The sequence below is a fragment of the Rodentibacter haemolyticus genome, assembly GCF_015356115.1.
Taxonomy (GTDB): domain Bacteria; phylum Pseudomonadota; class Gammaproteobacteria; order Enterobacterales; family Pasteurellaceae; genus Rodentibacter; species Rodentibacter haemolyticus.
Genome location: NZ_CP063056.1, coordinates 1784895 through 1807142, shown reverse-complemented (window position 1 = coordinate 1807142; position 22248 = coordinate 1784895). Strand labels below are relative to the sequence as shown.

General features: G+C 42.6%; 12 protein-coding genes and 1 riboswitch. Of the genes, 7 read left to right on the top strand and 5 right to left on the bottom strand.

Annotation, left to right across the window (positions count from 1 at the left end; genetic code table 11):
- Positions 1–111 precede the first annotated feature (111 nt).
- The 5 genes from eno (at position 112) to IHV77_RS08535 (ending at position 4665) form a co-directional block, all read left to right on the top strand.
- Entirely contained in the window at positions 112–1422 is a 1311-nt protein-coding gene (gene eno, locus IHV77_RS08555) for a phosphopyruvate hydratase (RefSeq protein WP_194811550.1), read from the top strand.
- 315 nt (positions 1423–1737) lie between these two features.
- Positions 1738–2157 carry a DUF2251 domain-containing protein gene (locus tag IHV77_RS08550; protein ID WP_194811549.1) on the top strand — a complete coding sequence of 140 codons (420 nt, stop codon included), beginning with the start codon at positions 1738–1740 and terminating at the stop codon, positions 2155–2157.
- The gene (locus tag IHV77_RS08545; protein WP_194811548.1) at positions 2158–2862 is read left to right on the top strand and encodes an HAD-IA family hydrolase; all 705 of its coding nucleotides are present in this window, start codon (positions 2158–2160) and stop codon (positions 2860–2862) included. It begins immediately after the preceding gene.
- Positions 2859–3482 (top strand): hypothetical protein, encoded by a 624-nt coding sequence (locus tag IHV77_RS08540; protein ID WP_194811547.1) that lies wholly within the window; start codon positions 2859–2861, stop codon positions 3480–3482. The genes IHV77_RS08545 and IHV77_RS08540 overlap by 4 nt, the downstream gene beginning before the upstream one ends.
- 1 nt (position 3483) lies before the next feature.
- The gene (locus IHV77_RS08535; protein WP_194811546.1) at positions 3484–4665 is read left to right on the top strand and encodes a glutathionylspermidine synthase family protein; all 1182 of its coding nucleotides are present in this window, start codon (positions 3484–3486) and stop codon (positions 4663–4665) included.
- Positions 4666–4992: 327 nt separating this feature from the next.
- Here the strand turns inward: IHV77_RS08535 and IHV77_RS08530 are convergent, their stop codons facing one another.
- Complete coding sequence (locus IHV77_RS08530; protein ID WP_194811545.1) at positions 4993–14955, bottom strand: YadA-like family protein; 9963 nt, start codon at positions 14953–14955, stop codon at positions 4993–4995.
- A 439-nt stretch (positions 14956–15394) separates the two neighbouring features.
- Here IHV77_RS08530 and rhlB point away from each other — a divergent pair, with 439 nt between their 5' ends.
- Positions 15395–16645 (top strand): ATP-dependent RNA helicase RhlB, encoded by a 1251-nt coding sequence (rhlB, locus tag IHV77_RS08525; RefSeq protein ID WP_194811544.1) that lies wholly within the window; start codon positions 15395–15397, stop codon positions 16643–16645.
- Between the two features lie 114 nt (positions 16646–16759).
- Here the strand turns inward: rhlB and raiA are convergent, their stop codons facing one another.
- The 4 genes from raiA to serB form a co-directional block, all read right to left on the bottom strand.
- Positions 16760–17080, bottom strand: coding sequence for a ribosome-associated translation inhibitor RaiA (gene raiA, locus IHV77_RS08520; protein ID WP_194811543.1), 321 nt, complete (start codon positions 17078–17080; stop codon positions 16760–16762).
- 950 nt (positions 17081–18030) lie between these two features.
- Positions 18031–19398 (bottom strand): alanine/glycine:cation symporter family protein, encoded by a 1368-nt coding sequence (locus tag IHV77_RS08515; protein WP_194811542.1) that lies wholly within the window; start codon positions 19396–19398, stop codon positions 18031–18033.
- Positions 19399–19480: 82 nt separating this feature from the next.
- A riboswitch (glycine riboswitch) is annotated at positions 19481–19599 on the bottom strand.
- 348 nt (positions 19600–19947) lie between these two features.
- The gene (locus tag IHV77_RS08510; protein WP_194811541.1) at positions 19948–20439 is read right to left on the bottom strand and encodes a YajQ family cyclic di-GMP-binding protein; all 492 of its coding nucleotides are present in this window, start codon (positions 20437–20439) and stop codon (positions 19948–19950) included.
- 21 nt (positions 20440–20460) lie between these two features.
- The gene (gene serB / locus IHV77_RS08505) at positions 20461–21405 is read right to left on the bottom strand and encodes a phosphoserine phosphatase (RefSeq protein WP_194811540.1); all 945 of its coding nucleotides are present in this window, start codon (positions 21403–21405) and stop codon (positions 20461–20463) included.
- A gap of 69 nt (positions 21406–21474) precedes the next feature.
- Between serB and IHV77_RS08500 the strand changes: the two genes are divergently transcribed.
- The gene (locus IHV77_RS08500) at positions 21475–22146 is read left to right on the top strand and encodes a YtjB family periplasmic protein (protein WP_194811539.1); all 672 of its coding nucleotides are present in this window, start codon (positions 21475–21477) and stop codon (positions 22144–22146) included.
- Positions 22147–22248: the final 102 nt, after the last annotated feature.

The window sequence follows — 22248 nt, the reverse complement described above, 5'->3', positions numbered from 1 at the left end:
TCAAAGCAAGCGCATTTTTTGCAAGACAAAATAGCAAAATACCTTTATCATAAGACGCAATTTTAGGCTTGCCTAATACGCATTTTTATTAACTTAAAGAGGAAAACAAAAATGGCAAAAATCGTTAAAGTGATTGGTCGTGAAATCATCGACTCACGTGGTAACCCAACCGTAGAAGCTGAAGTACATTTAGAAGGCGGCTTCGTAGGTCTTGCAGCGGCTCCATCAGGCGCGTCAACCGGTTCCCGTGAAGCATTAGAATTACGCGATGGCGACAAATCCCGTTTCTTAGGTAAAGGCGTATTAAAAGCGGTATCTGCGGTAAATGGTCCGATTGCTGAAGCGTTGGTCGGTAAAGAAGCATCAAACCAAGCTGAAATCGACCGAATTATGATCGATTTAGACGGCACGGAAAACAAATCTAACTTCGGTGCAAACGCAATCTTAGCGGTTTCTTTAGCAAATGCAAAAGCGGCAGCGGCATCTAAAGGCTTGCCACTTTACGCTTACATTGCCGAATTAAACGGCACACCGGGCGTATATTCTATGCCATTACCGATGATGAATATCATCAACGGTGGCGAACACGCAGATAACAATGTTGATATTCAAGAGTTTATGATTCAACCGGTTGGTGCAAAAACATTACGTGAAGCACTTCGTATCGGTGCGGAAGTATTCCATAACTTAGCGAAAGTATTAAAAGCAAAAGGTATGAGCACTGCTGTGGGTGACGAAGGCGGTTTCGCACCAAACCTAGCTTCTAATGCAGATGCGTTAGCATGTATCAAAGAAGCGGTTGAAAAAGCAGGTTATGAATTAGGTAAAGACGTAACCTTAGCAATGGACTGCGCTTCTTCCGAGTTCTATAACAAAGAAACCGGCAAATATGAAATGAAAGGCGAAGGTCGTTCATTCACTTCTGAAGAGTTTACTCACTACTTAGAAGAATTAACCAAACAATATCCGATCGTATCTATCGAAGACGGTCAAGATGAGTCTGACTGGGCAGGTTTTGCATATCAAACTAAAGTATTGGGCGACCGTGTTCAATTAGTCGGTGATGACTTATTCGTAACCAACACCAAAATCTTAAAAGAAGGTATCGAGAAAGGCATTGCAAACTCAATCTTAATCAAATTCAACCAAATCGGTTCTTTAACCGAAACATTAGCCGCTATCAAAATGGCGAAAGATGCAGGCTATACCGCAGTAATCTCTCACCGTTCAGGTGAAACCGAAGATGCGACTATCGCAGACTTAGCGGTTGGTACTGCGGCAGGTCAAATCAAAACCGGTTCTATGAGCCGTTCTGACCGTATCGCAAAATACAACCAATTAATCCGTATTGAAGAAGCATTAGAACGCGCAGGTACTCCTGCTGCATTCCCGGGCTTAAAAGCGGTTAAAGGTCAAGCTTAATCTTCGCCAGCTAATTAAAACGCACCGCACTTTTGAAAGAAAGTGCGGTATTTTTTTAAGACATTTTCGGTATTATGTATCCCTTACACAAATCATCGTAGGGTGGCGTTAGGCGAAGCCGTAACGCACCGTAATGAAATTTATTGATAAAAAGGTGTGTTACGCCTACGACCAACACACCCTACCTCAAAATATCAAATATAAAATTCTCTTTGTGCGACTGATACATGATAACGGGCGTTTTCACTATTTATAGTGTAAGCATTGTGGGACATATCACATACGCCCTTAAAATTAACTTTATTAGGAAAACCTATGCTTCACCTAACCCTTGAAGACGAACTCTTTCTCGGCACACCGAAACAAGTCGGCACTCACTCCACCTTGTATGATCACCTTGCCGTCATGTTTGAAGATGACGGTGAAACCGGCTATTTTTACGCTCTTGATATGCGCCAAAACGGACAACCGATTGTAGATGTGCTTCACGTATATAATGTGGATTCCACCTCAAATCATCACGAAGCACGCAAATTAGAAATCTGTTGGGATGAAAGCGGCTATTTAGCTCTCCTCTTAATTAACGGTTATCCGCACGCCGTATTTGATTTTGCCCGTTTAGTCGGTTATAACAGTAGCAAATATCCACAACCGGATTTAATGAGTATGTGGACACGTGAAGAAATCACCAATGACAAAGCCGAGCAATGGCTAGGCATACCGACCATCAAATAAATGAAATTTTATCGCAATCTGCAACCTTTCAAAGTCATCAGCTTTGATTTAGATGATACGCTTTACGATAACCGTGAGGTGATTACCACTGCGGTTACACGCTTTATTCAATACGTACAAAATCTCACGCAATGCCCAAGTTTTAAAGAAGAATGGGTGGGATTAAAAGATCAAATTGCACGGCAAAATCCTCGTTTAAGCGAAGATGTAACGGAATGGAGAAAAGAAACCTTACGCCAATTTCTACGCCAAAAAGGCAAAAACGCAGAAGAAATTGACCGCACTTTAACGCTCGCAATGAATGAATTTTTGCATTGGCGACACCGAATTATCGTACCGGAAAAAACGGTCAGCGTTTTAAATTCATTGAAAACAGGTTATAAACTTAGCGTGATTACAAATGGAAATGTCGACCCCTCACGTATCGGTTTAACCCAATTTGATCTTATTTTACGCGGTGGCGAACACGGCAGAGCAAAACCGCACGAGGATTTATTCCGACAAAGCGCTCGTTATTTCAATATTGCACCGCAAGAAATTTTACATATCGGCGATAACTTAATCACTGATGTACAAGGTGCGATTCAAGCCGGTTGCCAAGCAGTATGGATTAATTTATCGGGAAATACGCTTAGCGATTTTTCCGAAACAACTCTTTTACCCACTTTAGAAATCAATCAATTAACCGAACTACTTAAGCTATGAAAAAACAAAATCAAATTCTTGTCACACTTTCCATTGTTGCCTTACTTGGCGGCTGTTCGGAAGAAGAAGTACAACGTGATGTTTATCATTCCCTTGAAGACTGCCTTGCCGATTGGAAAAAAATCGAACTCTGTGAGGCTGACAAAAACACGGAAAATACACAAACCGCCCCGATTAACGAAAATCGTCAAACCACAGCATCTAAAAATAACAATTCCCTCTCAGGTTTAGGTTTACGCAATAATGGAGAAAACACCGCTACTGCCAATCAAGAATGGCAAAACGCTCAAAACCGTCAAGCGAACGGAGAACAAAATAATACCAATAGTGAATCCACTGCCAATGCGGAAAGCAATGATCCTTCTTTAGGCGCAGCCATTGCCGGTGGTGTGATGGGTTATATGGCTGCACGTGCAATCAGCAACTTTTTAGGCCCAAGTTATCATCCGAGCAATCGTGCGGTTTCCACCCCGACAGGGCAAGTTATCCAACCGCAAACTAACCGCTCCGTAGGCAAACCGATGTTAGTAAAAGGCAAAGCTGGCAGTGTGAATAGTAAACCGGTTTCACGTGGCGGTTTCACTGCACCAAGTAATTCAAACCGTAGCAGCGGAGGCTAAAATGAAACGCGTTACCGGTTTCCCCACCCGCCCCGATATGGCGCAGCAGCTCTTAAACGTAGGGTTTGATTATTACAACTTACCTTCAAGTGATGGTTCTCATTATTGGTCGGACAATGTTGCTTATGAATTTACCTTGGCAGAAATCGATCGCATTGAAGACACCACGAATGAACTCCACGCCATGTGTTTGGACTTTGTTGCAAATGAAATCAAGCAAGGGGATTATTCCTATTATCGTTTTAGCGATTTACAAAAACAGCTCATTGAAGATTCATGGCGTAAACAAGCCCCTTATTTATACGGACGCTTTGATTTCGGTTATGACGGTGAAAATTTAAAAATGTTTGAATATAATGCCGATACCCCCACTTCTTTACTTGAAGCAGCCGTGGTGCAATGGCAATGGTTAGAACAAATCGAAGGGTTACGACACCGAGATCAATTCAACTGGATTCACGAAGAATTACTCAAACATTTCACCTTTCTTAAACAGCAAAGCGGCAAATCCGACTTCCATTTTAGTGCAATGCAAGAGGCAGGGCGTGAAGATTGGGGCAACGTGGATTATCTGGCAGATGTCGCTTACAATGCGGGTTGGAACATTCACCAACTTGCCGTGGAAGATATCGGCTATAACAAAGAAAACCAAGAGTTTATCGACTTAAACGATGCCCCTATCGAAATGCTGTTCAAACTTTATCCGTTAGAATGGTTAAGCGGCGCAGAATTTGCTCCGTATATTCCTACCGCTAAAACAAATTTCATTGAACCGGCTTGGAAAATGCTATTAAGCAACAAAGCGTTATTGGCAAAATTATGGCAACGTTATCCGAACCACCCGAACTTGCTCCCAGCATATTTCAATAAATTTGATATTACCGACAGAAAAGCCATTTGGGTGAAAAAACCATTACTTGGTCGCGAAGGCGCAAATGTGTTCTATTATGAAAAAAGTAACGGGGTAGAATTTGCCGCCAAAGGTAGTGAACATTCGGCATTCTACGATACCGCCGGTTATATTTATCAACAAAAATTCGAACTCCCGAATTTTGACGGAATGTATCCGGTTATCGGCTCATGGGTAATCGGCGATGTAGCATGCGGTATGGGGCTACGGGAAGATTTCACTGCAGTAACAGGTAATGACAGCCATTTCGTACCGCATTATTTTGTGCCGTAAAAAATATTGTAGGGGAGTATTGCATACGCCCAATCTCGTAAGAGAGCTTATCAAACTATGCTGTAGCAACTGCTACACAAAGCGAATCTTATATTCAATATTTTGAGGTAAGGTGCGTTAGCCTTAGGCGTAACGCACCTTTTTATCAATAAATTTCATTACGGTGCGTTACAGCTACGCCTAACGCCACTCTACAACGATTTACCCACCTTACAAAGCCTAAAATTCTTTTTATTAACCATTTTGTCCATTACATAATATCCGATAAAAAAACCGCAGCTAAATGCTGCGGTTTAATTATTTTAGCGAATGTTCGCCGGTATTAAATTACCATTGGTAACCGATACCTACCGAACCACCCACATCGCCTCGACTATTGGTATTACCTTGAAGTTTCAAGATTAATTTACCGTTATCGCTCGCACGTGAGTAACCTACCGCTAAGGCATTTTCACCTTTGAAGTGACCTGCAGATGCGGCAACCATTGATTTACCCGGTAGATAAACCTGTGGTAAGCCTGCTGCAGCATTAGCGCCTGCAATACCCGCACGTAAGCCCTTATCGACTTTATTAATGCGATTATTGATATTATTCGCAACACCTTTTAATTGGCTTACGTTAACCGCATCGTTAGGCTCTGTACCCGGAGCAACATTTTTGATCTGGGCTGGAGCAAGGTTACCGTTTGCATCCGCTTTACCGATAACGACATTACCGTTCTTATCACCGGTGATAGTCGGGCCGGTATTACCGCCGACTTGAACGGTATTGACGGAAATATCGTTACTTAACCCGTAAGTCACGGTGCTATCGCCATTTGCATTAACGGTAATATTAGCCTCTAGGTTTTTACCTGCCTGGTAAGTCACGGTTTTACCCGGATTGACTTTAGCCGTACCATTATTTGATGTCACTAAGTCATTGGTTTTCGCAGCTTTAATGTTGTGTCCTGCGCTATTAATCGCATTCACAACCGTTGTGCCGTTCACCAAATTACCGCCGTTTCCTGCCGGATCAACACTTACCGTACCGTTCGGGTTAGCCACGATATTTGTCGTATTCGCAACCAAACCTTTATTCGGATCGATCGTGATCGTAGTGCCATCAGTTTTCGCTGTTACAGTGATAGTACGTACACCATTTTCTGTCGAACCGGTCACATTGATCGCATTATCACCCTTGAAGTTTACACGGTTAGCATTCTTCACGGTATCCGCATAACTGTTACCGCTTGCTTCAACAATCCAACCCATATTTTGTAGATCACGGACTGTTGCCGCCGAATCAGGTTTTGTCGGGTTGCTTAAATCCACTAACACATTACTTGAAGTATTGGTTGTCGGATTAATTACATCTCCACTCGCCGTATTCGGAACGGTTGTTGTGTTCAAGGTTGAACCTACGCCGGTAATTTGTGTCGGTTTACCGTTCGTTGTGATGTTCAATGCGAAATCCGGTTGTGTCGGATTATTCGTTGCAGGCGTAGCATTATCCGAATTGAAATCCACTTTCGGCGCAGTCGGGTTAGATACATTACCCACTGTCAATGTTGTGGTATTCACATTGCTCACCGTAATATCTTTCGATAAACCGTAAGTAATAGTGCTACCGTTTTGGTTGATCTCCAAGTTCTTACCTGCAACATAGGTCAAGCTATCGCCGGCTTTCACTTTTGTACCTGTGGCATTCGGATTACTTTCCACTTGGTCATTATTACTACTTGTATTGACGGTATGGTACACCGAATTAATGGTGTTAGCGACATCTTCAACAGTTGCTAACGGTTTGCTACCGTTCGCATTATTGTACTCGGCTTTACCTGTTGTCGCATTAGCTGAAACATTACCAGCAGCCGCATTCGCAATGTTGGTTGAATTCGCCGATAAGTTACCGTTAGCATCGAGTGTAATGGTTGAACCATCATATTTCACATTAACAGTGATATTAGATTTCGTGCCATCACTGTCAATTTTCACCTCAGTACCGCTGCCATTATTAAAGTTCACGGTGTCGTAGGCTGCGACAAAGTCTTTCGCCTTGCCGTTTTCTTGCAAGTTCCAGCCGGAATTCAATACATCTTGAACCGTTGCCCCTTCAGTCAAGTTGTTGCTGATATTAGCCGGTGCAGTTGAATTAACAACATTTGTTCCACCGGTCAAACTACTTGCGTTATTAAAGTGACTGTTTAATCCACTGATCGTGCCATTGGTAATGCTTGTATTACCCACAGTAACACTCGTTACATTGATATCTGAGGATAAACCGTATTCCACAATGTGATTACCATTGCCATCCGTACTTTGATTCACAACAAGGTTTTTACCTGCTGAGTAAGTTACGGTATCGCCAGCTTTCACACGAGTTTGGTTTGAACCTGCTACCGTTTGTACACCATCTTTGCCACCATTAGCATTAGACGCAGTGATGTTATGTGAAACATTATTCAATGTATCCACTAACGTACTTGCATTCACAAATGACGCACCTTGAGCAGGATCATCCAACTTCGCCGTACCGTTTTCATTGGTTGAGGTTGAAGTGGTGTTGATATCAAAGCCGACATTTAACGTGCCGTTGTTAATGGTCACATTCGGTGTTGTACCCGTACCATTTACGTAGTTAACGTTGTTCACCGTGCTTTGGTTCACCGGTGTCGTAGCGTTAGGAATAGTTTGGTTATTCACTGTGTAGTTGACTTCTTTACCTTTAATGGTAATCGTACGAACATCACCGTTATCCGAACCTTCTACCGTTACACCGCCTGCGCCGACAAAGTTCACTTCGTTGGCATTCTTAACCGTGTTGCTGTAATTATTGCCGGTTGCTTTAACAACCCAACCCATATTCACCAAATCACGTACTGTCGCTGCTGAATTTAACGTACCTTCCGGTAAGTTGGTTAAATTCACTAACTGTTTGGTCACATCAGGTTGTCTTGCACCATCCTTATCACCCGGATTCGTTGTTACATCGGTTAAGTTTAATACCGAACCTACACCGGTAATTTGTGTCGGTTTACCGTTGGTCGTAATATTCAACGCAAATTCCGGTGCATTACTTGCATTATTGTTAGTCGCAGGTTTCGCATTTTCCGCATTGAAGTCCACTTTCGGTGCTGTCGCATTAGACACGTTACCGATAGTCAACGTCGTGGCGTTCACATTATTGAATGTGACGTTTTCAGCGGTTGCAAAGGCAATTCTGCCACCGGTTTGGTTAACCACTAAGTTTTTACCCGCCACAAATTCTAGCTCGCTACCGGCTTTCACTTGGGTCGTACCGTTTGCTGCGGTTACCGCTTCACCCGTGTTGGTTGCATTTACGGTGTGGAACACGCTGTTAATAGTGTTCGCCACATCGGTTACCGTTGCAATCGTACCGTTAGTTACGTTCGATTCGGCTTTACCTGTCGTGCTGTTCGCAGTTACATCACCGGTTTTTACCGTCACTGTGCCGTTGGTCACGTTGGTTGTGGTGTTATCACCTTTCACAATATTAGAAGCATTCGCCACTAATTTGCCATCAACCACTTTGATGGTGGCGTCATCAACATTCACGTTGTATTTCACCACGCTCACTTTGCCGTCATCATCGGTTGTGATGTTTGCTGTGGTTGCCGTGCCGTTAACAAAGTTCACCGTATCATACGGTTTCACGAAGTCTTTCGCCGTGCCGTTTTCTTGTAAGTTCCAACCTGAATTCAGGATATCACCTACTGTTGCTGCGTTGGTTACGTTCAAGTTCGTTGGTAAGGTTTGCTCTTTGGTAACCGGCTCATTCTTCGTGTTGTACACATCGTTATTGTACGTCGGCGGTAAATTGCCGTTTAAACCACTGATTGTGCCATTGGTGATCGTTGTGTTACCTACGGTAATACTTGTTACATTAATATCTGTGGATAAACCGTATTCCACAATGTGATTACCATTGCCATCCGTACTTTGATTCACAACAAGGTTTTTACCTGCTGAGTAAGTTACGGTATCGCCCGCTTTCACACGAGTTTGGTTTGAACCTGCCACCGTTTGTACACCATCTTTGCCACCATTAGTATTAGATGCTGTGATGTTATGTGAAACATTGTTCAATGTATCTACTAACGTACTTGCATTCACAAATGATGAACCTTGAGCAGGATCATCCAACTTCGCTGTACCGTTGTTATTGGTTGAGGTTGAAGTGGTGTTCACATCAAAGCCGACATTTAATGAACCATTGTTGAGGGTCACATTCGGTGTCGTACCCGTACCATTTACGTAGTTAACGTTGTTCACCGTGCTTTGGTTTGCAGGTTCACCATTCGTGCCGTTGGTGACGGTTTGGTTGTTTACCGTGTAGTTGACTTCTTTACCTTTTACGGTAATTGTACGAGCACCACCCTCAGTTTTACCTTCCACCGTTACACCGTTTGTGCCAACAAAATTTACTTCATTTGCATTTTTAACTGTGTCACTGTAGTTATTGCCTGTCGCTTTAACAACCCAACCCAGATTTTGTAAATCACGAACTGTTGCCGCTGAATCAGGTTTTTCAGGATTACTTAAATCCACCAATACATTACTTGGTGTATTGGTTGTCGGATTAATTGTATCCCCGCTTACCGTATCCGGAACTGTTTTCGTATTCAAGGTTGAACCTACACCGGTAATTTGTGTCGGTTTACCGTTGGTCGTGATATTCAAAGCAAAATCCGGTTGTGTCGGATTATTCGTTGCCGGTGTTGCTTTTTCTGCATTGAAATCTACTTTCGGTGCAACCTTATCAGACACATTACCCACGGTTAAGGTGGTAGTGTTCACATTATTCACAGTGATATTTTCTGATAATCCGTAAGTAATGGTGCTACCGGTTTGATTGATTTCGAGGTTTTTACCCGCTGCATACGTTAACGTATCGCCTGCTTTCACTTTCGTACCGGTCGCATTCGCACCAGTAACCACTTGTTCATCACTAGTGCTTGTGTTTACAGTGTGGAACACATTGTTAATAGTGTTCGCCACATCGGTTACCGTTGCAATCGTCCCGTTAGTTACGTTTGATTCAGCTTTACCTGTCGTGGTGTTCGCAGTTACATCACCGGTTTTCACACTCACTGTGCCGTTGGTCACGTTGGTTGTGGTGTTATCACCTTTCACAATATTAGAAGCATTTGCCACTAATTTGCCATCAACCACTTTGATGGTGTCATCATCAACATTCACGTCGTATTTCACCACGCTCACTTTACCGCCATCATCGGTTGTGATGTTTGCTGTGGTTGCCGTGCCGTTAACAAAGTTCACCGTATCATACGGTTTCACGAAGTCTTTCGCTGTGCCGTTTTCTTGTAAGTTCCAACCTGAATTTAGAATGTCGCCTACTGTCGCTGCATTGGTTACGTTTAAGTTTTCCGGCAACGTTTGAGATGTAGTCACATCTTTATTTTCAGTGTTGTACACATCTTTATTATATGTCGGCGGTAAATTGCTATTTAAACCGCTAATCGTGCCATTGGTGATGGTTGTGTTACCCACGGTAATACTTGTTACATTGATATCTGAGGATAAACCGTAAATAAGCGTTGAACCGGTTTGGTTAATCTCAAGGTTTTTACCTGCTTTATACGTGATGGTATCACCCGCTTTCACTTTAACCGGATCGTGTCCGCCGGATTTAACTTGCGTCTCTTCTTTCGCTGTAGTGATGTTGAACGAGGAGTCGTTCACCAAGTTCGCCACTTCCGTTGCGTTCAAGAAAGCCTCACCCTTAGTGACTGAAACCGTTCCGTTCGGGTTCACCGTGCCGTTTGTGGTGTTGATATCAAAGCCGACATTTAATGAACCATTGTTGAGGGTCACATTCGGTGTCGTACCCGTACCATTTACGTAGTTAACGTTGTTCACCGTGCTTTGGTTTGCAGGTTCACCATTCGTGCCGTTAGTAACGGTTTCGTTGTTCACGGTGTAATTCACTTCTTTACCGGTTACGGTAATGTCGTAAATACCCGTTGTTGCATTCGCCTCACCTGTTACGTTCACGCCGTTTTTACCGATAAAGTTTACAGTGTTGGCGTTACGTACCGCTGCCGTGTAGTCGTTGCCGTCCGCTCTTACAACCCAGCCGTAGTTTTGCAAATCACCCACTGTAACGACCGCACTTGGGTCTGACGGATTCGTTAAGTTGATAAATTTGTTTTTGTTATCGCCTGTGTTGCTATCCGATGTGGTTTGGATAGTCGTGTTATTCAACGCTGTGCTGACGTTAGTGATCTTATCGCCGCCAATGTCTAAACCTTTATCCGTTGAGCTGATATTGGTTGTCGGTGCAGTAGGGTCTGACACGTTACCGATAGTCAACGTCGTGGTGTTCACATTATTGAACGTGACGTTTTCAGCGGTTGCAAAGGCAATTCTGCCACCGGTTTGGTTAACCACTAAGTTTTTACCCGCCACAAATTCTAGCTCACTACCGGCTTTCACTTGGGTCGTACCGTTTGCTGCGGTTACCGCTTCACCCGTGTTGGTTGTGTTTACGGTGTGGAACGCATTGTTGATCGCATTGGTTACGGTGGTTGCATTGACTAAGTTGCTACCATTGCCGCCATCAACCACTTTAATTGTACCGTTTGGATTCGTTGTGAGGTCGGTTACATTCGCTTTCACTTCTCCAGTATTCGGATCTGTTGTGATCGTGCTGTTATCCACTTTCACATTCACTTTCACAGTGGAAACATTACCGTTAGTGGTATCAATCTTCACTTCCGTGCCGGTACCATTGACAAAGTTCACAGTATCATAAGCTGCCACAAAATCTTTTGCCGTGCCGTTTTCTTGTAAGTTCCAACCTGCGTTTAATACATCGTTCACTGTTGCTGCATTGGTGCCGTTTACGGTTGTCGGTGCGGTTTGTGAAACCTTATTATCATTACTGTTGGTTGCAACATTGTTGGTCGGTGCAAGTTCGTTATTTAACCCGCTGATCGTGCCATTGGTGATTGTTGTGTTACCCACGGTGATGTTATTCGCCGTGATGTTATTTACGCTGATGTTTTCTGATAAACCATAAGTGATGGTTTTACCATTCTGGTTGATATTGAGGTTTTTACCCGCTTTGTAAGTGAGGGTATCACCTGCTTTAACCTGTGTACCAGTGCCATTCGGGCTGTCCGTTACTTGCGTATCATCACTGCTTGTATTCACCGTGTGGAACGCATTATTGATCGCGTTGGTCACAGTGGTTGCATTGACAAGTTTATCTCCCTCAATCGGGGCTGCGACTTTACCGTCTGTGCCAACAGTTAAGCTGGTATTTGCCACGTTAGCGGTTGCATTAAAGGTGTAATTCACAACGCCATTAGCCACAGTACGATTAATGGTTACGCCTTCACCGCCGATAAAGTTTACCGCTTCGCCCGGGTTAATCACTTGTTCGGTAAGGTTTGCTCCGGCTGCCGTGTTACCTGCCGCATTGGTGCGCCAGCCAGCGTTGCTTAATGCGTTGTAAAGGGTTGTGGCATTAACAAATTTGCTACCTTCAACGCCTGCCGGTTGATTAAATGCTCCTGTGTTGGAGTTTGTAGTGAAGTTAGTGATTGCAGTTGAAACATTATAAGTGATTGAACCGTTCGTATTTGTTGCCGGTGTTACCGTAATGCCGGTACCTGCAGCCACGGTTGGCATTGCATCTTTTAAGCCTGAGGCCACCATATAGAGCTGTGAGCCGTTGATGGCATCGGTAGAATCTGCCGAAATTTTACCTGCCGCGACATTTTGGATTTGGCGTTCGTTGCCTACTGTTCCTACGGAAACAACACGGTTGAGTGTGTTAGCCGTTAAAGCACCTTTAAAGCCACTATAGGTAATATTATTAACTGTTGCCGATGTTACCGCAGTACCATTTGATGTTTCGGATTTAGAACCTAATGCCACAGAATCTTGTAGATGTGATTTTGATCCATTACCAATTGCGACCGCACTTTGTCCCGTAACATGAGTATCTCTCCCCATACCGATTGCATCTACACCGGTGACCAGTGTGCTGTAACCAATAGCAATACTTTGTAATGCATTAGTTGTCGCATTACGACCTAGAGAAATAGAGTCGTTTTTATAGGCTTTGGATTGCGAACCCAATACGATACTGGCTTCGCCAGAGGCATTCGCCTGCCAACCCATAGCAACCGCTGCATTATCGCTTGCTTTCGCATCCCAGCCGATAGCAACGGTTTGGTGATGAGAGGCATTAGCATTCGTACCAATCGCAATTCCATTATTGCCTAAGTCACCTCTCGAAGCTTGAGCACCGAAACCTATCGCAATACCTTGGTTCTGACTAGAAGATGAATTTTCACCGATTACAATACTACGGGTACTTGATGCATTAGCGTTTAATCCCATTGCTATACTGTTTACACCTGAAGCGCTGGCATTAAAGCCTATTGCCATACTGTTTGCACCGCCTGCTTTCGCATTTACGCCACCGGTAATCGCATATTTACCCGTTGCCCCACCTTTGGCATCCACTGTGCCTTTATTGGTGTCAGGGTTGCCTGCCGCTTGGTTAGCCGTACTATCATTCACATGAAAATAGTTTTCCGCTGTGCCACCGCTTGAAGAACCGCCGGTAGCGGAAATCGTAATATTACCTGTGTTTGGATCTGTTGAAAAAGTGATCCCTGTGCCGTTCACATAGGTAGGCGTTTTAATTTTGACAATCGTAGCTGTGTCCGGTGCATTACCCGGGCCTTTCGAAACCGTTACTGTTGCCGAACCTTCGCCGACAAAATCCACACGATCGCCAAAATGTACATTATTCACAGCAGTGCCGGAACTGGAGCTACTGTTGCCAATACGCCAAAAACCTTGGTTTACCGCATTTTTCACATCCTGCACCGTAGCAACACCATCAAGTGCTGTCGTTGCATTTAGTTGACCTGAAGCAGTAACAGGGGCAAAAGTGCCTTTTTTCACATCAAAGGTAACATTTGCACCACTTGTTGTGGAAGCAACTTTTGCTGTAGTGTAATTACCATCAATAAAACGAACATTATTACCGCTACTAATCGTTTTTACTGTTTGTGAAGTATTATTTCCTACATTAAAGGAATAAGCACTCGTACCATTATTATTTAATTTTGCCATCACGGCATAAAGCTGTGAACCGTTGATTGCATCGGTTGATGAGAGTGAAATGTTACCAGCTGCCACATTTTGGATTTGGCGGTATGGGACTGTTGCATTTCCCCCAACCGACACAACATGATTAAGCTGATTCACCTCCAATACGCCAGCAAAGCCACTATAAGTTACGCCATTTACCGTAGCGGAGTTTTCTACTGTGCCTGCTTTGGTGGTAGCAAATGAGCCGAGTGCTACTGAGTTCTCTAAGTTTGCTTGAGATAATTGCCCTAATGCCGTTGCATTGGCTGCACTTGCCCTAGCCTTTATACCTAAGGCAGTCGCTTGATTTGCCGTTGCATTAGCGTATGCCCCAATAGCAGTCCCTTGCGCATTCGCTGCATTAGAGTATGCCCCAATAGCAGTCGTTCTTTCTGCTAAAGCCTTAGCCATTCCCCCCATTGCGAGGGCATGGTTATGAGTAGCGTTAGCCATTACACCATTGGCAATACTCCAATTGCCCAGTGCTTTTGCAGTGTCACCCATAGCAAGAGAATTTCCACCTCCAGCTTCTGCGTTAGGTCCGATTGCCACGGCATTACCTTGATCGTCACCATTTACTATTCTTTGCCCATAGGCTTTTGCACCGATACCAAGGGCAATACTATTGGTGGTATTCGCAATGGTATTCACCCCAATCGCTGTAGTTTGAGAACCTGTTGATTGTGCGTTAGCTCCAAATGCAACAGACCATTCTCTGGTTGCTTTAGCACTTGCCCCTAAAGCAGTAGAGTAATTCTCATTTGCTGTCGCACCTTGCCCCATTGCTGTTGCAAAATTCTTAACTGCAGTGGCATCGTGTCCAATAGCGACGGCACCTTGCCCAGTTGCATTTGAATTTGTCCCAATTGCAATAGCCATTCCGCCAGTCGCGTTCGCAGGATAATTAGTATCATTGGAAACGGCCATATCCCCTCCGTCTGTAACCCAACGCCCATTTCCAGATGAGGCAACTGCCAACGCTTCTCCACCAATCACCGTTGAACTCGCAGCAATAACGGAAAGTGCGATGGTTGATAGTTGCGGTTGTTTATTCGAAGAAGATTTTGTTTTCCCCTTCGCTCGGTTCAATTCGGATACCGCCACCCAAGTTTGTGTAGCGTGATTCCAAATTACCTTGAATATTTTATTCATAGTTTTTTTGTTCCTAATTGTTTACTATTTATAAAACGCTTCGTCATTTATCCGAATTTTATGCTGATACATATTTCAGATAAAATCTTTTGCATTCTATCTGTAATTACGGACTTTGAACATCGTCTCTACCCAACATTTTTGTCAAGAATATGTAAATTTGGCAGCTTCTGATGGAATATTTGAGGTGGGTGTTTGAAGTTGGTTTTGGGAGTAAATATGGTGGTATTATGTAGAGGTTGCACAATGTAATGGTGCGTTACGCCTTACGGCTAAGACACCCTACCTCTATTATTTTTTTATTCACATTCAAAGTGAGGTCGAAAAAATCAATAATTTTTAAATATTGATTAAGAGCTTTCAAAGATCCTGTATATTCTTTGGGGAATTTTTCCGTTCGTGCTATGCTAGGCAAAATTTTTTAAAAGATGTCTTTTTTATGCAACAAAATTATTTAAGTCAGCAACGTTTCGCTGATTTTCCTCTCCACCCTAAGGTTCTGAGAGCCTTACAAAGCAAGGGTTTTGAATATTGTACGCCTATTCAGGCACTTTCTTTACCGATCACCTTACAAGGTAAGGATATTGCCGGTCAAGCACAAACCGGCACGGGCAAAACTATGGCGTTCTTAACGGCAACTTTTCATCATTTACTCAGCCATCAAGCCGAAAATCATAATTCCAAACAACCACGTGCTTTAATTCTCGCTCCAACCCGTGAACTTGCGGTGCAAATCAGCAATGATGCGGAACTAATGGTAAAAACAAGCGGGTTAAAAACCGCACTTGCTTACGGTGGGGACGGTTATGATAAACAATTACAAGCGATTGAGCGTGGCGTAGATATTTTAATCGGCACGACCGGGCGGGTGATTGACTATGTAAAACAAGGGGTGATTCGTTTAGATCAAATTCAAGTTGTGGTGTTAGACGAGGCGGATCGTATGTTCGATCTTGGGTTTATACGTGATATTCGTTATTTACTACGTAAATGCCCTGCTCCACAAGAACGCTTAACTATGCTTTTTTCCGCAACTTTGTCCTACAAAGTGCGTGAACTCGCCTTTGAAGATATGAATAATCCTGAATATATCGAAATCGAACCGGAGCAAAAAACCGGACATCGAATTAAAGAAGAATTATTTTATCCTTCTAATCAAGACAAAATGGCTCTCTTACTCACTCTAATGGAAGAAGAATGGCCTGAACGCTGTATTGTGTTTGCTAATACAAAGCACCGTTGTGAAGAAATTTGGGGGTATTTGGCGGCAGACGGGCATCGTGTCGGTTTACTCACGGGCGATATCGCACAAAAAAAACGTCTCGCCTTGTTAAAACAATTTACTGACGGCAATTTAGATATTTTAGTGGCAACGGATGTAGCCGCCCGCGGTTTGCATATTTCAGATGTTACCCACGTGTTTAACTATGATTTGCCGGATGATCGTGAAGATTACGTTCACCGCATCGGGCGTACGGGACGAGCCGGTGAGAGTGGTGTTTCAATCAGTTTTGCTTGCGAAGAATATGCGATGAATTTGCCTGCTATTGAGGAATATATTGCTCATTCCATTCCTGTTAGCCAATATGATCCGGCATCTTTACTGAGTTTGCCAAAACCGTTGCGCTTAAAATCACGTAGCAATAATTTCCGACCAACGATGAAAAATCGTTCCTCTCACCAAAGATAAATAAAAACGGCTGATCACTCAATAAGGATCAACCGTTTCTCCGATATTATTTAGCCGTTTTGTAGGGTGTGTTAGCCGTAGGCATAACGCACCTTTTATCTTTCAATAAAAGAGTTATTCAAAAGAATCTTTCAAACGTTCGTCAGCTCGGCGGGCTTCGCCTTTGTGTTGTAATTTATTAAGCTGACGTTCTAATTTTTCTTCCACTTCATTGATGGCTTTGTACATATCATCGCTTGTGGCACTGGCAAGCAGATTGCCAATCGGTGTGCCGATAGATGCCTCGACAGTAAAACCATTCGGTACTTTATTCAGTACAAAATGCGGACTAATCAACTGTGTATGCCATTTTTCTAGTTTTGCTAAACGGCTTTCCACATGCTCACGAATTGCAGGAGTGATTTCCATTTGTTTACTGGTAATATTTAATGTCATAGCATTTACCTCTTCGCGTTGTTAGAACCTTTCGGTTCGGTTTGATTTAATACCAAAATAGTCTTAGCGAGGGGCTTTTTCAAGTCATTTTTTAGTAAATTTTTAAAAATATGATCTAGCTCTAATTTCTGAACATTGGTGATTTTCTTTTTAAGAAAAGTTGTTATTATGGCGAATTGAGCAAAGATAAAGCCTTAGATGTGGAATCCAAAATTGCATAAACTAAAGTCATCTTCATAATTGACATTCTTACCTATAAGCCATACTCCATGGATGTGGCGCTAGAGCATGCCCACAATAAAAAAACACATAGCTCAATAGGTATGTAGTTCTTATGGGTTAAGGGGTTTTCTATAAGGAAAATAAATGCTTAATATAACTGCACTGGATTTTGAGTTAAGATACCTATCAGATGAGTTTTATAGAGAAATCGCTCCAAATTTAACTGAAATTTTAAAAAAGTTACTAGGCCTTACTGTGTACTGTTGGTAAGAGTAAAAGGATTAAATTTTGCCCGACCTTTAAGATCAAACTTACCTGAATGTGATGGAGTAGAAATCAAAACAATAGAAAATGAGGATAATAAAGGACGTTTTAAAGAAATCGATTTTTCTAAAGCGAGACTAATCACTGATGAAAAATACTTAAAGGATGACCGTGTAATATTAAAAAAGACAGAGGAATTCTTATTCATTAAAGCACAGGACAAAAAATTCGCCGAGAATTTAAGAAGTATGTAGATACATATATTGCACAAGTTAAATACAAAAAGATTTTAGATGCTAAATATAAACTTACAATATTAAAGAATTATCATCAGGAATTAAAAATTTAATTCCTTTACGTGACAATTTCTAATATAAAAGCCACCGATTTCAGTGGCTTTTTCCATTTTTGCCTCCACAAAAAAGGGCTGCTTCCAGCCCCAAATGAATAAAGTATATTCGGAATCAAATTACCTCATCCTGATCGTGATGATTAATTTTTAAACGGGCAAAATAGTCTTTTGTTTCTTCAATAACGACTTTACGCAATCCGATTAAAGCAATCAAGTTCGGGAATGCCATTAAACCGTTCACAATATCCGCAAGAATCCAGATTAAATCCAGTTTTAAGAACGAGCCGATTCCCACCAGTATAATAAATACCAAACGGTATAAACGAATACCGCGTGTGCCGACTAAATAAACAAAGCAACGTTCACCGTAGTAGCACCAACCTAAAATGGTGGTAAATGCAAAAAATAATAAGCCGATCGTTACGATAGTCGCCCCTATCGGAGAGCCTAAACCTTGTGAAAACGCCGCATTCGTTACCGTTGCGCCGGCAAGTGTCGGATTACTCCATGCACCGGTAAGCACTAACACGATTCCAGTCATCGTGCATACAATGATCGTGTCTAAGAAAGTGCCCGTCATAGAGATTAAGCCCTGACGAACAGGTTCTCGGGTTTGGGCGGCGGCAGCGGCAATCGGCGCACTTCCTAACCCTGATTCATTCGAGAAAATCCCCCTTGCCACCCCCGATTGAATCGCTTTCATCACGGTAAAACCTAATGCGCCACCTAAAGCCGATTGCGGATTAAATGCGCTATGGATAATCAACCAAACAGCGTCCGGTACCTTTTCCCAGTTGAGTAAAATAATGATAACGGAAACAAGCACATAAGAAATCGCCATAAAAGGAACGATAATAGAGGATGTTGTCGCAATACGTTTTACACCGCCCAAAATAATCATCGCAACCAATACCGTTACGATAATCGCAGTAACAACAACCGGAATATGAAAGGTATCTTCCATTGCGTGCGTAATTGCGTTCACTTGCGGAAAGGTGCCGATGCCGAAAAATGCCACCAACACGCCGAATACGGCGAACATTTTTGCCAACCATTTGATGCCTAACCCCTGTTCAATATAGTACATTGGCCCGCCGGACATAAACCCACGGCGATCTCTCACACGATATTTCACCGCAAGCAAACATTCGGCATATTTGGTCGCCATTCCAAGCAATGCAACGAGCCACATCCAAAAGATCGCCCCCGGCCCCCCGGCTTGAACAGCGGTTGCCACACCAACGATATTGCCCGTACCAATTGTTGCCGCCAACGCCGTGCAAAGTGCGGCAAAGGAAGAGACGTCCCCTTTTCCACCACGATCTTTTTTAAATAAATAACCGAGTGCACGTGGTAAATAACGAATTTGAATAAATCCTAAACGCAAAGTGAGATAAAGCCCCGTACCGGATAACAAAATTAATAACGGTGGGCCCCAAATGAAGCTATCAATAGCTGATAAAATTGTCGTCAATGACATTTTGATTCCTCGTCGTCTGAAAAACAATAAAACGCGACAAGGAGACGAAAAGAATCCGTGAGAAAAGAAAAATACAGATTGTCTTTTAGCCCCTGTCCTTTTGCCTGAGCGTTTGAAAAACGGCGTTAAAAACGACCGCTCTTTTGCGCCTTCGGCGTCCATTCACACATTTGTGCAACGGATCTCTCCAAGGGTTCGTCCAGTAACAGTCCCTGCGCTTACGCGCGCCTGAAAGATTTTACATCGTCGGCGTGGGGTCAATTCCCCACTCTCCAGCTACCTTCATCCGAACTCATTTTTCACTGATATACCAGAAAAAACGGGGCGAATTCTAGCAAAATTAGGAGGGGTTATCAATATTATCAGGGGGATGGAAAATACAAAGTGCGGTCAAAAAACGTTGTATTTTTCCGATCGCACTTTTTTCACATTTTGCGTTACTTTTCGTTAGGCTAAACCGTAACGCACCAATAGAGGGTTTAATGATGAAATAGAGCTTTACGCAAAGATCAACGCACCCTACCCAAATAAATATTAGAAAAAGTCCGCTTAATCTCTAAAATTATTAAACTGGAACGGTTGTCCGAGTTCTGCGTTTTTTACTAATTGAATCACGGTTTGTAAATCATCACGTGATTTACCGGTTACACGCACTTGATCGCCTTGAATTTGGGTTTGAACTTTGATTTTGGCATCTTTCACTAATTTTGTGATTTTTTTTGCCGTCTCGGTTTCAATCCCTTGTTTGAGCTTAATTTCTTTCGTGTAAAGTTTACCGTGGTGTTCGCTTTCCGTTGGAATATCCAATGAGGCATGTTCAATCCCTCGTTTTACAAAAGCAGCGATTAAGATCTCAATCAATTGTTCAAGTTGGAACTCGGATTCGGTAGTCACTTTTACCGTTTCATTTTTTTCGTTAAGTTCGATGATGGCTTCGACTCCTCTGAAATCATAGCGGGTGCTTAAAACGCGGTTTGCATTTTCTACCGCATTACGTACTTCATGCATCGTAATTTCAGAGACAATATCAAAAGACGGCATAATGTTTCTCCCATTAAATAGTTAAATTTTATCGTTTGCACTTAGAAGACATAAAAGTGCGGTCAAGTCGGCGAAGTTTACCACAATTTGAGCTTGCTGTTGTACTTTCGGTTTGGCGTGAAAAGCGACGCCTAAACCCGCAACGTTCATCATCGCCAAGTCATTTGCGCCGTCTCCGATGGCAATCGTATTTTGGGGCTTGATTTTGTATTCATCACGTAAACGTTGAAGCGTATCGGCTTTGTATGGTGCATCGACAACTTCGCCTTTCACTAAGCCTGTCAATTTACCGTCCACAATATCGAATTGATTTGAAACGGCAAAATCCAGCTTCAACAATGTTTTTAAATAATCCGCAAAATAGGTGAAACCACCGGAGGCAATAGCGGTCTTCCAACCATATTGTTGCAAGGTTTGAATCGTTTCAACCAAGCCCGGCATTAATGGCAATGAGGATCGAACCGTTTGTAAAATGCTTTCAGGCGCATCTTTTAATGTGGCGACACGGCGGCGCAAACTTTGTTCAAAATCTAATTCACCACGCATTGCACTTTCTGTGATTGCCGAAACCGATTCGCCGGTGCCGGCAAGTTTTGCAATTTCATCAATACATTCAATTTGAATGGCGGTGGAATCCATATCCATTACCAATAGGCCTTTTTCTGATAATTTTGCATCAAAATCGAGAAGGGCAATGTCTAATCCAAGTTCGTGTGCGCTTGAAAGGCACGTTTCTTGCCATTCGCCTTTCAATAATACCACGGTATTTTGAGCCACGTTCCATACGTCAAAACATTGGAAATTTTGACCGCACTTTTGTTGAAATTCGGAAAGTGCGGTTAGATTTAAAGTTTTACCGTAAAGAATGAAAGCATCTTTGGTCGAAAGAATTGTTTCATTTGGCAAAAGTGCGGTCGGAAATGAGGAATATTTTTGCGTAATGCTTGCAAGGTTTTGAATTTGCATAGAAAATCCTGTAAATTGTAAAACTTGAAACTATTCTAGCCGATTTAATGGCTAATTGGGGAAAATAACTTGCGTTTAACCAAAGAAAAACTGACAAAATCGCTTATGCTTGCGCTAATCATCCTTCTTAGTTCGGGGGCATTGAGTGTGATTTTGTTCGGGGTGCAACAGTTTAAGATAGGCTCACAACTTGCCGGTATAAGTCAGGTTTCCAATTTATCCCATATTTTAGTACGTCAGCAGACAAATTTATTTTCCGTTTTATTGGTGAATAATGCGCAGTCTGAAAAACTAAGGGAAAATCTTGATAATTTGGTGCAAGAACATTTTGTCCTCGATGCTTCAATTTATGATGCGCAGGGAAAATTATTAGCACAAAGTACCGGTTCTGAAAATTTGCGAACGCATTTAGGACTCGCAGAGGAAGGCGAGAGAGAGAAGAACCGCCGACAAATTGTTGAGCCGATTTATTCAAATTTCGGTATTAAAGGCTTTTTACGTGTAACCTTTGATGCACAGTATGCCCAATCTTCCCAAAGTAAAATCAATCAAATTTTCAGCCGACTTTACGGAGAGTTAATCATTGTGTTTTTACTTGGCATCGTGTTGGCAAGTTCCGTCCATTATTTTATAAGTCATTATCGCCGTGCTTACCGTGTATCGCACGAGCCAAAAAGAGCGGTCAATTTACCGATTAAATCAAACAGCCAACGTTATCATTTAAGACGCCGTAGAACATAATTTACGATAGATCAAAACTATTACATAAAAATTGAATTAATTACCTCTGCCTTGCAGTAAATAGGGTAGAATAGCCGAAGCGATTTTTTCACACAGGAGAAC